This window comes from Pseudomonas sp. LPB0260, assembly GCF_013388395.1.
In genome coordinates, this window is record NZ_CP058247.1 from 1,924,221 (window position 1) to 1,937,226 (window position 13,006).

The following is a 13,006-nucleotide window of genomic DNA, read 5'->3' on the forward strand; positions in this document are numbered from 1 at the left end:
TCCGGTCTATGGTATACCATATGACAAGCGAATGTTGCTGCATCCACTGCGGTCGCATTCGGGCGCTGCCGGAGTGACCGAGGACGACTGCCATCGTCTGAGGAAACTCATCGCCCGAGCGATTGCTGGCGACATTGGCGACAAACACTTCGGTGTGTCCCATACAAAAATAAGGAGGAGGCGCGCTCGTGAGCGAACATCCTATGCAAGGCTCTCAACGTCTGTTCGCAGGCGTAAATCCGACGATGGCCATTTCATCCCTGGTGATGGTGCTGGTCTTCGTGCTGTTCACCGTGACCTACAGCGAGCTGGCCAACAGTCTCTACACCGGCGCCAAGCAGTGGATCGAAGGGTCCCTGGGCTGGTACTACGTGGCGGTGGTCAGTGCGGTGCTGTTCTTCACCTTCTGGGTCGGCCTCAGCCGTTTCGGCAACCTGCGTCTGGGCCGCGACGACGAGCGTCCCGAGTTCAGCAACTTCTCCTGGTTCGCCATGCTGTTCAGCGCCGCGGTCGGTACCGGCCTGCTGTTCTGGAGCATCGCCGAGCCGCTGATGCACATGCAGGGCAATCCCTTCATGGACATGGCCGGCGTCGCCGCCAATACCCCGGAAGCGGCGCAGATCGCCCTGCGCGTGACCATGTTCCATTGGGGCCTGCACGGCTGGAGCATCTACATCATCGTCGGCCTGATCCTGGCCTACTTCACCTATCGGCATAACCTGCCGCTGACCGTGCGTTCGGCGCTGTATCCGCTGATCGGTGAGCGCATCTATGGCCCGATCGGTCATGCGGTCGACCTGCTGGCGATCTTCAGCACCCTGTTCGGCACCGCCACCACCCTCGGCCTGGGCGTGTCGCAGATGAACGCCGGCCTGAACTACATGTTCGGCATCGAGATCTCCACCACCAACCAGCTGATCCTGATCTCCGCCACCGCGGTGGTCGCCACCCTGTCGGCCGTGTCCGGGGTGCGCAAGGGCATCCTCTGGCTCAGCGAGTGGAACATCCGCCTGAGCAGCATTCTGTTCCTGTTCCTGCTGCTGGCCGGGCCGACCGTGTTCCTGCTGGGCCTCTACGCCACCAGCCTGGGCGACTACCTGGCCACCTTCATCCCCATGGGCATGTGGACCGACTCCAACCCCGAGCGTCAGTGGCAGGGCTGGTGGACCATCTTCTACTGGGGCTGGTGGCTGTCCTGGGGCCCGTTCGTCGGCATGTTCATCGCCCGCATCTCCCGTGGCCGCACCGTGCGCCAGGTGGTGCTCGGCGGCATGCTCGCCTCGACCCTGGGCGCCTTCCTGTGGATCGTGATCATGGGCGGTACCGGCGTGTCGCTGCAGCTGTCCGGCGCCATCGACCTGAATGCCGTGGCCAACTCCGACGTGACCATGGTGCTGTACAAGACCATCGAGGGCCTGAACGTGTCCTGGGCGACCATGGCCATGGCCGGCCTGGCCACCCTGATGATCGTCAGCTGGTTCGTCACCTCGGCCGACTCGGCCACTCTGGTGATCTGCACCATCCTGTCCATGGGCAACCAGAACCCGCCGCAGCGCTTCCGCATCATCTGGGGCCTGGGTCTGGGCGCGCTGGCCGGCGTGTTGCTGCTGGCCGGCGGCCTCAAGGGGCTGCAGGCGGCCACCATCGCCGCGGCGCTGCCGTTCTCCGTGGTGCTGCTGGTGATCTGCTACAGCCTGGTGCGTGCACTGCACCAGGAAGAGCGCGAGTCGCTCTGCGTGCGGGAGGCCCAGGGCGCCTAAGTCCCGGAGTCTGTCGCGGTCGGCGCTAGGCTGACACTGGCGGCGCACGGCGTCACCGATCCTCGATCGATGGCACCGTGCGCCGCTTCGTTTGTGCGCCGTCCATGCTGCTGCGGCGCACACGTCTGAAAGAGGTAGGCCGGTGATTGCGATGCGCCCGCTCCGAGAATGCCAGCCAGCTAATCCTGCGACTCCGACGAGGACGCCGGCATGAGCCTGCAGCTCCACCTGCTGTTTCTTCTCTGCGTGGCCCTGGCCACCTTCGCCCAGTGCCTGACCGGCTTCGCCTTCGGCCTGATTCTCATCGGCCTGGTGGCGATCCTGGAGCTGATACCCCTCGGCGAAGTCGCGGTGGTGATCAGCATCCTCACCCTGGGCAATGCCCTGGTCACGGTGGCGGGGCCCAAGCCGCAGCTGGACCGCTCGATACTCGCCCCCCTGTTGATCAGCAGCCTGCTTGGCGTGTGCCTGGGCATCTGGAGCCTCGGTGCCCTGGATGGCCGGCAGATCGCCTGGCTGCGCCTGCTGCTGGGCGGCGTGATCATCCTCGCCAGCCTGATGCTGGTGGTGCAGAGCGAACCGCGCGCGCAGGTCTCTTCATCGTCGGCGTTCTGGCTGGCCGGAGGTCTCTGCGGGCTGCTCAACGGCCTGTTCTCCAGTGGCGGGCCGCCGATCGTCTATCACCTGTATCGCCAGCCCCTGGGCTACGAGTTGATCCGCAATACCCTGATCACCGTATTCGCCTGCAACGCGGCCATGCGCCTGGGCCTGGTGGCGGTGCAGGGGCAACTGACGCTGGATATCCTGTGGCTCAGCGCTGAAGCACTGCCATTGGTCATGCTGCTCAGCTGGCTGGTGCGTCGCTACCCGCCGAAGCTCTCGCTGCGCACGGTGCGCTGGCTGGTGTTCGTCCTGCTGCTGCTGGCCGGGACCAGCCTGATCGCCGAAGCTGTGCCGCAGCTGCTGGCCCTGTATCGGGGCTGAGCGCCGCTCAGTCCTCCCCGCGTTCGCGGCTCAGCAGCGCCGCCTTGCGTTCCACGCCCCAGCGGTAGCCGCCCAAGGCGCCGTTGGCGCTCACCACTCGGTGGCACGGCACCAGCAGGCCCAGGGGGTTGCTGGCGCAGGCCCGGGCCACGGCGCGCGGGTGGCTGCCGAGGGCGGCAGCCAGTTCGCCATAGCCACGGGTCTGGCCGGGGGGATCTGCCGCAGTGCGCGCCAGACCCGTTGCTGGTAGGCGGTGCCGCGCAGGTCCAGGGGCAGCTGGGCGGCGCGTTCGGGTTCATCGATCTGCCGCAGCACCTGTTGCAGCCAGTCGCCCAGGCCGGCGTCGTCGCGCTGCAGGCAGGCGGTGGCGAAGCGTTGGCGCAGTTCGTCCTCCAGCTGCGCCGACTCGTCGCCGAGCAGCACGGCGCAGACCCCCTTGGCGCTGCTGGCCAGCAGCAACTGGCCGAGCGGGCAGGGCGCGGTGGTGAAGCGCAGGGTTTCGCCGGCGCCGCCGCGGCGGCGTTGCGTCGGGCTCAGTCCATCGTCCTGTTCGTACAGCGCGCGGGTGCCGGAGTAGCCAGCGCTCAGGGCCGCCTGCAGCACCGAGTCGGCCGCGGGCAGGTGCGCCTCCAGCGCGGCGCGGCGGCGGGCCTGAAGCCAGGCCTTGGGCGTCAGCCCGGTGCGCGCCTTGAACGCGCGCACCAGGTGCGAGGAGGACAGGCCGATGCGTGCGGCGAGCTGTGCCAGGGTCGGCGTCGGTTCCAGCTCATCGAGCAGGCGACAGGCCGATGCCACCAATGCGTCGAGCTGCTCGGCCGGGCTGGCACCCTGGGGCGCGCAGCGCCGACAGGCACGGTAGCCGGCGGCCTCGGCGCTGGCCGGGTCGGCATGGTAGCTGACGTTGTCGCGTCGCGGCCGCCGCGCCGGGCAGCTCGGCCGGCAGTAGATGCCGGTGGAGCGCACGGCGAAGACGAACCGGCCGTCATAGGCGCCATCGCGGGTGCAGACGGCTTGCCAGCAGAGGTCAGGGTCGAGCATGGCGCGGCTCCGTGGGGTGATGCCTCGATTGTCGGCCCTTGGGCGCGCGCCGCCAATCCGAATCGCGCTTTCAAATCGCCTGCGGGTCGCTCACTGCCAGTCGAGCGTCAGCGCCTCCTGCCAGGCGAAGCGTTCGAAGTGGCTGGCCACCACGTGCTGGAGCTTGGCCAGCTGCTCCTGTTCCTCGGCGTGCACGCTCAGGCGCAGGCCATCGTCTTCGGCGGCGAGCAGCGCCAAGCCGAAGGCGAACTCGATACGACCCTGCTGTTGGTCGAAGCTGACCGGGATCTTGTGGGCGAAGTGCTTGCACAGGCGGCTGATATAGCGGGCCGGCGTGGCGGTGACGACATGGGTGGTGGCGGTCAGGGTCATGGGGTCTCCAGGTGTGGGCGGGACAGGCGCGCGGGGCCGCGCCTGTCGGGAAGTCAGTAGCCGACGGTAAAGCGTTGGCGGATGTGCTGTGGCTGTTCCAGTTCGTCGATGATGGCCACGGCCAGGTCGGCCACGCTGATGCTCGCCGGCGCCTCGCCGTTCATCAGCAACTGGTCGCCGCCGATGCGGAACTGGCCGCTGCGCGCGCCCGGTTGCAGCAGCGCTGGCGGCGAGATGAAGCTCCAGTCCAGCGCAGTTTCCGCCCGGATCAGCTCGAGGGCCTGGCGCGCGCCCTCGGCGCCTTCCTTGTATTCGGCGGGGAAGTCCGGGGTGTCGATCAGCTGCAGGCCCGGTGCGACATACAGGCTGCCAGCGCCGCCGACCACCAGCAGGCGCTGGATGTCGGCTTGCTGGGTCGCCGCATAGATCGCCCGGGTGCCCTGGACGAACCGTTCGCGAATGTTCGCCTGGCCCCAACCGGGGTTGAAGGCATGGACCACTGCATCATGGCCGCGCAGGGCCGCGGCCAGCGCCTCGGTGTCATAGGCATCGGCAGCCACGGCATTCAGCGCCGGGTGCGCGGGCAGATTCTGCGGCTGGCGGACCAGGCCGGTGACCAGGTGGCCCCGGTTCAGGGCTTCCCGCAGAACGGCGGCGCCGACGAAGCCGCTGGCGCCGATCAGGGCGATATTCATGGCTGTTTCCTCGGGTGATTTTCGTCGAGGGAGATAATCGCAGCTGGATAAAGGTCGGAAAAATCGGTTAAAAGCGCTTTAACTATTAAGCAGGGCTAATTAATGGAGCAGCTCAAACGTATGGCGATCTTCGCCACGGTGGTCGAGCGCGGTTCCATGGTCGCCGCCGCCGAGGTGCTCGGCATGACCCCCTCGGCGGTCAGCCAGCAGATCCGCAAGCTGGAGGACGGCACCCAGGTCAGCCTGCTGCACCGCACCACCCGCAAGCTGACCCTGACCGAGGCCGGCGCCGCCTTCTACCAGAGTTGTGCCCAGGTGCTGGCCCTGGCTCAGGAGGCCGAGCAGCGCCTGGCCGAGCTGCGTGATGCGCCGGTCGGCGAGCTGCGCATCGCCGCCCCGGTGGGCTTCGCCGGCGCCCCGATCTGCGCGGCCCTGGCGCCGCTGTTGCAGGCACACAGCGGGTTGAGCCTGCAGCTGTTCTTTCACGATGAGCCGATCGACCTGGTCGAACAGCGCATCGACCTGGCGATCCGCGCCGGCAGTCAGCCGGACTCCAGCCTGGTGGCGCGGCATATCGGCGACTCGCGCATGCTGCTGTGCGCGGCGCCGAGCTACCTGGCGCGGCGGGCGCCCATAAGCCTGCCCGCCGAGCTGATCGGCCTCGACTGGCTGACCTTGAACACCGACGCTCGCTTCAACACCCTCAGCCTGCAGGGGCCGGCGGGCGAGCAGGAGAAGTTGCGCATCGAAAGCCGGGTCGGCTGCAACAACATCCTGGCCGTACGCCAGTTCACCCTGGCCGGGATGGGCGTGTCGCTGCAGCCGGCACACGAGGTGCGCGAGGAGCTGGCGGCAGGTAGGCTGCGCGATGTGCTGCCGGGCTGGCGTTTGCCGCCCCTGGGGATCTACCTGGTCACCCCGCGCCGCGATGCCCAGCCGGCCAAGGTGCGCTATGCCCTCGAGGCACTGCGCCAGCATCTGTTGCGAGATTGAGCATGCGCGGCCGGGTAATGGTCGCCCCAGGGTGGGTTATGGACGCCGATTGCCGTATAACGGGCGGCACACGCGAATTGGGCAACACAGGACCCGCGATCAAAGCCGATGAAGACACCAAAACGTATTGAACCCCTGGTCGAGGATGGTCTGGTCGACGAGGTCATACGCCCGCTGATGAGCGGCAAGGAGGCCGCGGTGTTCGTGGTGCGCTGTGGCGAGGAGCTGCGTTGCGCCAAGGTCTACAAGGAGGCCAACAAGCGTGGCTTTCGCCAGTCCGTGGAGTACCAGGAAGGGCGCAAGGTGCGTAACAGCCGCGACGCCCGCGCCATGGCCCGGGGCTCGAAGTACGGCCGCAAGGGCCAGGAGGACGCCTGGCAGAACGCCGAGGTGGCGGCGCTGTTCCGCCTGGCCAACGCCGGGGTGCGGGTGCCCAAGCCCTATGACTTCCTCGAGGGTGTGCTGCTGATGGAGCTGGTCGACGACGGCGAGGGCGGCGTGGCGCCACGGCTCAACGACGTCGACCTGCACCCGGAGGACGCCCGCGAGTTCCACGCCTTCATGATCCAGGAAGTGGTGAAGATGCTCTGCGCCGGCCTGGTGCATGGCGACCTGTCCGAGTTCAACGTGCTGCTCGGTCCCGAGGGGCCGGTGATCATCGACCTGCCCCAGGCGGTGGATGCGGCCGGCAACAACCACGCGTTCAAGATGCTCGAGCGCGACGTCGGCAACATGGCCGCCTACTTCGGCCAGTTCGCCCCGGAGTTGAAGTACACCAAGTACGCCAAGGAGATGTGGGCGCTGTACGAGGAGGGCAAGCTGACTCCGGAGAGCCAGCTGACCGGCGAGTTCGCCGACCCGGAGGACGCCGCCGATGTCGACGCGGTGATGCGCGAGATCAAGGCCGCCCTGGCCGAGGAAGCGCGCCGCCAGGCCCTGCTCAATGCCGAGGATGCGCCGCGCGGCGAGGAACCGCCGCCGCCCTGGATGCAGTAATCCCCACCCCGCGCCCCGATGTCCGTCGGGGCGCGCTTTGCCTTGCTCAGCCGGTTGCCGCCAGGGCCTCGAGAAAACTCTCCAGCACCAGGTGTGGCCGGCGGCCCTTGCGCGTCACCGCCGCCAGGCTGAGGTCGTAGTAGCGCGTGCCGGCCTTCAGCGCGCGCAGGCGACCCTGCTGCACCCAGGCCGCGGCGTAGTGATCGGGCAGGTAGCCGATGTAGCGCCCGGTGAGGATCAGGAAGGCCATGCCCTCGCGGTCCGAGGCGCTGGCCGTGCAGTTGAGCTGCTGATACTGGCCCTGGACCTCCGGCGGCAGGCGGAAGGTCGGCGCGATGGCGTCCTGGGCGTCCAGGCGCGCGTCGGCCAGTTGCTGATCGTCGACATAGAACAGCGGGTGACCCACCGCGCAGTACAGCAGCGAGCGTTCGTCGTACAGGCTCTGGTACTCCAGCCCGGACAGCGCGCCGGCCTGGGGCACCACGCCGATGTGCAGGCGACCGTCCAGCACCCCCTGCTCGACCTCGCTGGGTGGCGTCATGCGGATATGGATGCGCACGTCCGGGCCGCGCTCCTTGAGCCGCGCCAGGGCGTTGGTGATGCGCATGTGCGGCACCGTCACCAGGTTGTCGGTGAGGCCGATGTTCAGCTCGCCGCGCAGGTTCTGGTGCAGGCCGTTGACCTCGGTGCGAAAGCTCTCCAGCGCCGCCAGCAGTTGCTGGGTCGACTGGTACACCTCGCGGCCTTCCTCGGTCAGGGCGAAGCCGGCGCGGCCGCGCTGGCACAGGCGCAGGCCCAGGCGCTGCTCCAGGTCGCTCATCTGCTGGCTGATGGCCGAGCGGCCGATGCCCAGCACGCTTTCCGCGGCGGAGAAGCCGCCGCACTCCACCACGCTGCGAAACAGCTTGAGCAGGCGGATTTCGAAGTCGCTGACCTGGGCCAGGGGTTCGGCGCGGCGTGTGCTCATTGTTTAGTTATCCATTAACTAAAGATAAGTAAAGTCGTGTTTTTGTGAATCTATCCCCGTGGCACCTTTACTGGCAACTGCTTATCCAAGCTAGAACCCGCCCTGCCACGCGAGGCCGCCCCCATGAACATGCAGCAGACCGCCCCCCTGCCAGTGGCCAGCCAGCTCAAGCTGGACGCTCACTGGATGCCGTTTTCCGCCAACCGCAACTTCCAGCGCGACCCGCGTCTGATCGTTGCCGCCGAAGGCAGCTGGCTCACCGATGATCGGGGCCGCAAGATCTACGACGGCCTGTCCGGCCTGTGGACTTGCGGCGCCGGCCATTCGCGCAAGGAAATCCAGGAGGCGGTGGCCAAGCAGCTCGGCACCCTCGACTATTCGCCGGGCTTCCAGTACGGCCACCCGCTGTCGTTCCAGCTGGCCGAGCAGATCGCCGACCTGATGCCGGGCGAGCTCAACCATGTGTTCTTCACCAGCTCCGGCTCCGAGTGCGCCGACACCTCGGTGAAGATGGCCAAGGCCTACTGGCGCCTGAAGGGCCAGCCGGCCAAGACCAAGTTCATCGGCCGCGCCCGTGGCTACCACGGCGTCAATATCGCCGGCACCAGCCTCGGCGGCATCGGCGGCAACCGCAAGATGTACGGCCAGTTCATGGACGTCGACCACCTGCCGCACACCCTGCAGCCGCACCTGGCCTACACCCCGGGCATGGCCGAGACCGGCGGCGTCGAGCTGGCCAACGAGCTGCTCAAGCTGATCGAACTGCACGACGCCTCGAACATCGCCGCGGTGATCGTCGAGCCGATGTCCGGTTCGGCCGGGGTGCTGGTGCCGCCGGTCGGCTACCTGCAGCGCCTGCGCGAGATCTGCGACCAGCACAACATCCTGCTGATCTTCGACGAGGTGATCACCGCCTTCGGCCGCATGGGCAAGTGGAGCGGTGCCGAGTACTTCGGCGTCACCCCGGACATCATGAACACCGCCAAGCAGATCACCAACGGCGCCGTGCCCCTGGGCGCGGTGATCGCCAGCCGCGAGATCTACCAGACCTTCATGAACCAGCCGTCGCCCGAGCACATGATCGAGTTCACCCACGGCTATACCTATTCGGCCCACCCGGTGGCCTGTGCCGCCGGCCTGGCTTCGCTGGAGCTGCTCAAGCGCGACAACCTGGTGCAGCAGGCCGCCGAGCTGGCGCCGCAGTTCGAGAAGGCCCTGCATGGCCTGAAAGGCGCCAAGCACATCCTCGACATCCGCAACTGCGGCCTGGCCGGCGCCCTGCAGATCGCCCCGCGCGACGGCGATCCGGTGATCCGCCCGTTCGAGGCCGGCATGGCCCTGTGGAAGGCCGGCTTCTACGTGCGCTTCGGCGGCGACACCCTGCAGTTCGGGCCGACCTTCAACGCCCGGATCGACGACCTCGAGCGAATGTTCGACGCCGTCGGCGAAACCCTCAACCAGCTCGACTGACCCGCTGGGTGGCCTGCGCCATCGCCCCCCATATCCCAGGTGGATGAGCTTCGCGCCATCCACCCTACGAATTCGATTGACGGAGAGATCCCATGACCAGCATCCCGCACCTGATCAACGGCGAGCGCATCAAGGGCCAAGGCCGCAGCGCCGACGTCTTCAACCCGGCCACCGGCGAGGTGACCAAGCAGGTCGCCCTGGCCGACCGCGACGTCATCCAGCAGGCCATCGACGCCGCCAAGGCCGCCTTCCCGGCCTGGCGCAAGACCCCGGCGGCCAAGCGCGCCCAGGTTATGTTCCGCTTCAAGCAGTTGCTCGAGCAGCACGAGGCAGAGATTGCCAAGCTGATCAGCGAGGAGCACGGCAAGACCCTGGAAGACGCCGCCGGCGAGCTCAAGCGTGGCATAGAGAACGTCGAGTTCGCCTGTGGCGCGCCGCAGATCCTCAAGGGTGAGTACAGCCGCAACGTCGGCCCGGACATCGACGCCTGGAGCGACCTGCAGCCGGTCGGCGTGGTTGCCGGCATCACCCCGTTCAACTTCCCGGCCATGGTGCCGTTGTGGATGTACCCGCTGGCCATCGTCTGCGGCAACTGCTTCATCCTCAAGCCCTCCGAGCGCGACCCCAGCTCCACCCTGTACATCGCCGAACTGCTGCACGAGGCCGGCCTGCCCAAGGGCGTGCTGAACGTGGTGCACGGCGACAAGGAAGCGGTCGATGCGCTGATCGAGGCGCCCCAGGTCAAGGCCCTGAGCTTCGTCGGCTCGACCCCGATCGCCGAGTACATCTACAGCGAAGGCACCAAGCGCGGCAAGCGCGTGCAGGCTCTGGGCGGGGCGAAGAACCACGCCGTGCTGATGCCCGACGCCGACCTCAACAACGCCGTCAGCGCGCTGATGGGCGCGGCCTACGGCTCCTGCGGCGAGCGCTGCATGGCCATCTCGGTGGCGGTGTGCGTAGGTGACCAGATCGCCGATGCCCTGGTGCAGAAGATCACCCCGCAGATCCAGGAACTGAAGATCGGCGCCGGCACCAGCTGTGGCCTGGACATGGGCCCGCTGGTTACCGCCGCCGCCAAGGAGCGGGTCACCGGCTACATCGACGCGGGCGTGGCCGCCGGTGCCGAACTGGTGGTCGACGGCCGTGGCCTGCAGGTGGCCGGCTGTGACAATGGCTATTTCGTCGGCGGCACCCTGTTCGACAAGGTCACGCCCGAGATGAGCATCTACAGCGACGAGATCTTCGGCCCGGTGCTGTGCATCGTGCGGGTCGACAGCCTGGAAGAGGCCATGCAGCTGATCAACGACCACGAGTACGGCAACGGCACCTGCATCTTCACCCGCGACGGTGAAGCGGCGCGCCTGTTCGTCGACGAGATCGAGGTGGGCATGGTCGGGGTCAACGTACCGCTGCCGGTGCCGGTGAGCTACCACAGCTTCGGCGGCTGGAAGCGCTCGCTGTTCGGTGACCTGCACGCCTACGGCCCGGACGGCGTGCGCTTCTACACCCGCAAGAAGGCCGTCACCCAGCGCTGGCCGCAGCGCGCCAGCCACGAGGCGGCGCAGTTCGCCTTCCCCAGCAATGGCTGAGCTTTGCTAGGGCGGTAACGAAAAAGGCCAGTCGTGAGACTGGCCTTTTTGTTTGCGGGCCGTGCTGGTCGTGGTCAGCGGGTAGGGTGGAGAACTGCGCAGCGTTTCCACCGCGTGTACCCGTGCGACTTGCCTCTCCTGGGCATCGCGTTTCGCTTTTGCGGCGAGTACCTTTTGCACTGCCCGGGTGAGCCTCCTTTAGGCTCGCCAGCGAAGGGCTTCGCGAAGCGAGGGCCCGTCGCAAGGGCGAATAACGATACGTCAAGGCAAGGTTAGTTTCGCGAGGTCGATGGTGGACAAGCTTCGCGTTGTCCACCCTACGGATACCCAGGCTACTTGCTCAGTCCTTGAACGGTACGTGTCCCGAACATACTGCGGATGCTGTCACGGCGCCATATGGAGCCTGTGGTTGCGGCGATCGATCGGCGGAATCTGCACTTTGCTTGATCTGTGTCGGGGTTTGCCCTGGCGCGGGGGCCTATAGTCCGGCGCTTAAATTTCAGCCCGGTATCAACGAGAAAAGGACTTCCCTCATGCGTGCGCTCGCCCTCGTACTGTTCTGTTGCCTCGCCGGCCTGGCCAAGGCCAGCAACGAGGCAATGCAGCGCTTCACCCAGCTCAATGCCGACCCGGTGCTGCGCCAGCAGGCCTACGAGGCCGGCCACGAACGCATCCGTTTCTGCGGCAATTGCCACGGCGAGAACGGCAACAGCCGGCGCCCGCACATCCCCAATCTGGCCCAGCAGAACCCGGTGTATCTGTTCAATGCCTTCGAGAAGTTCGCCAGCGGCGAGCGCAGCGACTATGTGATGTCCAAGCTGGCGCCAAACCTGAGCCTCGAGGATAGGGTCAACGTGGCCATCTATTTCGGCCAGCAGCAGTTGCAAGGGCATGAGGCGGCGGTCGACCCGGCGCTGCGCCAGGACGGCGAGGCGACCTTCAAGACGCTATGCACGGGCTGCCACGGGATGAACGCCGAAGGCCGCGACAATACCCCGCGCCTAGCCGGCCAGCCGGCCGAGTACCTGCGCCGTGCCCTGACCCGTTTTCGCGACAAGGATCCGCGCCGTGCCGGCTCGGTGATGATGAGCATCGCCGACGGCTTCAGCGACCGGCGCATCGCCGCGCTGGCCGCCTATCTGCAGCAGTTGCAGCCCCAGGCCGAGCTCAGCCTGGGGGAAGTACGCCGATAGCGCGCAGGCCCCGTTCGATCAGCAGGTGACAGCCGGCGGGATTTTCCAGCGGCAGCAGGTGGCCGTGCTGCAGATCTTCCAGGAACCGGGTCTGCGGGCAGCGCCGTTGCCATTCCTGCCACAGCTGCTCGCTGAAGAACACCGAGGGCTTGCCGCGGATCGCCACGCAGGGCATCGCCAGCTGTTGCAACTGCGCCATCACGTTCGGCGGCTGGGTGTAGTTGTGCGCCTCCCAGTGCTTGGGGAAGGCCAGTTGCAGCTGGCCGTCGGCGCCCTCCACCACGGCGTGCCGGGCCAGCGCCTGCAGGGCTTCGGCGCCGAAGCGCTTGTAGCCGCGGGCGTTCTGGCACTGCCGCAGGAATGCCTCACGGCTGGGCCAGCGGTCGGCCTTGCGCAGGGTGCTTCGGGCCGGGTCGGTGCGGTTCATCAGCGCCTTGGGCAGCCAGCGCACCAGCCGCGCCAGTGTCGGGGAGACCATGGCCGGCTCGATCAGCACCAGGGCCTTGAACAGCTCCGGACGTTTGGCGGCGGCGAGGATGGTGCAGGTGGCGCCCAGGGAGTGGCCGATGCCGACGATCGGCTGCTGGTATTCCTGCTCGATGAAGGCGATCAGGTCGTCGGCATACAGCTGCCAGTCGCGCCGACGCGGCGGCGGGCCAATGTCCGGCCAGGTCGCGCGGCAGGCCAGGCCACTGAGTGCCAGGCTGCCGCTCAGGCGCTCGAGCAGGGGCTCGTAGACCCGCAGCGGGAAACCGTTGGCGTGGTAGAAGTGCGCCGGCACGCCCTGGTCGCTGCAGTGCAGCCATTGCGCGTTGGCCGGCAGGCGCGCGGTAGTGCGGGTGCGCGTCATGATCTTCCTCATGGTCTGGCGAATCGTCCGGATTACAGTAGGGATTGGCCGAGGCCGAGGCAAAGGGCGATCGCGCCACAATGCAGGGGCAACTGCCCG

11 protein-coding genes and 1 pseudogene are annotated in these 13,006 nt (G+C 67.3%); 7 read left to right on the forward strand and 5 right to left on the reverse strand.

Going from position 1 to position 13,006, the window contains the following annotated elements:
* Positions 1-245 precede the first annotated feature (245 nt).
* Positions 246-1,760, forward strand: coding sequence for a BCCT family transporter (locus LPB260_RS08415; RefSeq protein WP_256625550.1), 1,515 nt, complete (start codon positions 246-248; stop codon positions 1,758-1,760).
* Between the two features lie 210 nt (positions 1,761-1,970).
* Positions 1,971-2,744 (forward strand): TSUP family transporter, encoded by a 774-nt coding sequence (locus LPB260_RS08420; protein ID WP_208708242.1) that lies wholly within the window; start codon positions 1,971-1,973, stop codon positions 2,742-2,744.
* A gap of 7 nt (positions 2,745-2,751) precedes the next feature.
* Here LPB260_RS08420 and ada read toward each other — a convergent pair.
* The 3 genes and pseudogenes from ada to LPB260_RS08435 form a co-directional block, all read right to left on the reverse strand.
* A pseudogene (gene ada / locus LPB260_RS08425) lies at positions 2,752-3,782 on the reverse strand (bifunctional DNA-binding transcriptional regulator/O6-methylguanine-DNA methyltransferase Ada).
* A gap of 90 nt (positions 3,783-3,872) precedes the next feature.
* A complete protein-coding gene (locus LPB260_RS08430; protein WP_208708243.1) occupies positions 3,873-4,154 on the reverse strand; it encodes a DUF2218 domain-containing protein in 282 nt (93 codons plus the stop codon).
* Between the two features lie 53 nt (positions 4,155-4,207).
* Complete coding sequence (locus LPB260_RS08435) at positions 4,208-4,849, reverse strand: NAD(P)-dependent oxidoreductase (RefSeq protein ID WP_208708244.1); 642 nt, start codon at positions 4,847-4,849, stop codon at positions 4,208-4,210.
* Positions 4,850-4,951: 102 nt separating this feature from the next.
* On the opposite strand from LPB260_RS08435, the gene LPB260_RS08440 reads away from it, so the two are divergent.
* Positions 4,952-5,842, forward strand: coding sequence for a LysR family transcriptional regulator (locus LPB260_RS08440; protein WP_208708245.1), 891 nt, complete (start codon positions 4,952-4,954; stop codon positions 5,840-5,842).
* Positions 5,843-5,950: 108 nt separating this feature from the next.
* Entirely contained in the window at positions 5,951-6,838 is an 888-nt protein-coding gene (locus tag LPB260_RS08445) for a PA4780 family RIO1-like protein kinase (RefSeq protein ID WP_208708246.1), read from the forward strand.
* Positions 6,839-6,884: 46 nt separating this feature from the next.
* Here LPB260_RS08445 and LPB260_RS08450 read toward each other — a convergent pair whose 3' ends face one another.
* A complete protein-coding gene (locus LPB260_RS08450) occupies positions 6,885-7,805 on the reverse strand; it encodes a LysR family transcriptional regulator (RefSeq protein ID WP_208708247.1) in 921 nt (306 codons plus the stop codon).
* Positions 7,806-7,928: 123 nt separating this feature from the next.
* Between LPB260_RS08450 and LPB260_RS08455 the strand changes: the two genes are divergently transcribed.
* From LPB260_RS08455 to LPB260_RS08465, 3 genes are all read left to right on the forward strand, one after another.
* Entirely contained in the window at positions 7,929-9,275 is a 1,347-nt protein-coding gene (locus LPB260_RS08455; protein ID WP_208708248.1) for an aspartate aminotransferase family protein, read from the forward strand.
* Between the two features lie 92 nt (positions 9,276-9,367).
* On the forward strand, positions 9,368-10,864 hold the full coding sequence (locus tag LPB260_RS08460) for a CoA-acylating methylmalonate-semialdehyde dehydrogenase (RefSeq protein ID WP_208708249.1): 1,497 nt from the start codon (positions 9,368-9,370) through the stop codon (positions 10,862-10,864).
* A 533-nt stretch (positions 10,865-11,397) separates the two neighbouring features.
* Positions 11,398-12,057, forward strand: coding sequence for a c-type cytochrome (locus tag LPB260_RS08465; protein WP_208708250.1), 660 nt, complete (start codon positions 11,398-11,400; stop codon positions 12,055-12,057).
* Here the strand turns inward: LPB260_RS08465 and LPB260_RS08470 are convergent.
* Entirely contained in the window at positions 12,032-12,907 is an 876-nt protein-coding gene (locus LPB260_RS08470; RefSeq protein WP_208708251.1) for an alpha/beta fold hydrolase, read from the reverse strand. The two genes, LPB260_RS08465 and LPB260_RS08470, sit on opposite strands and share 26 nt — an antisense overlap.
* Positions 12,908-13,006: the final 99 nt, after the last annotated feature.

What these genes read in the sequence shown, in the direction of transcription:
- LPB260_RS08415 (WP_256625550.1), top strand. Translation starts at nt 246, where the DNA reads ATGGCCATTTCATCCCTGGTGATGGTGCTGGTCTTCGTGCTGTTCACC.
- LPB260_RS08450 (WP_208708247.1), bottom strand. Translation starts at nt 7,805, where the DNA reads ATGAGCACACGCCGCGCCGAACCCCTGGCCCAGGTCAGCGACTTCGAA.
- LPB260_RS08430 (WP_208708243.1), bottom strand. Translation starts at nt 4,154, where the DNA reads ATGACCCTGACCGCCACCACCCATGTCGTCACCGCCACGCCGGCCCGC.
- LPB260_RS08465 (WP_208708250.1), top strand. Translation starts at nt 11,398, where the DNA reads ATGCGTGCGCTCGCCCTCGTACTGTTCTGTTGCCTCGCCGGCCTGGCC.
- LPB260_RS08470 (WP_208708251.1), bottom strand. Translation starts at nt 12,907, where the DNA reads ATGACGCGCACCCGCACTACCGCGCGCCTGCCGGCCAACGCGCAATGG.
- LPB260_RS08460 (WP_208708249.1), top strand. Translation starts at nt 9,368, where the DNA reads ATGACCAGCATCCCGCACCTGATCAACGGCGAGCGCATCAAGGGCCAA.
- LPB260_RS08440 (WP_208708245.1), top strand. Translation starts at nt 4,952, where the DNA reads ATGGAGCAGCTCAAACGTATGGCGATCTTCGCCACGGTGGTCGAGCGC.
- LPB260_RS08455 (WP_208708248.1), top strand. Translation starts at nt 7,929, where the DNA reads ATGAACATGCAGCAGACCGCCCCCCTGCCAGTGGCCAGCCAGCTCAAG.
- LPB260_RS08435 (WP_208708244.1), bottom strand. Translation starts at nt 4,849, where the DNA reads ATGAATATCGCCCTGATCGGCGCCAGCGGCTTCGTCGGCGCCGCCGTT.
- LPB260_RS08445 (WP_208708246.1), top strand. Translation starts at nt 5,951, where the DNA reads ATGAAGACACCAAAACGTATTGAACCCCTGGTCGAGGATGGTCTGGTC.
- LPB260_RS08420 (WP_208708242.1), top strand. Translation starts at nt 1,971, where the DNA reads ATGAGCCTGCAGCTCCACCTGCTGTTTCTTCTCTGCGTGGCCCTGGCC.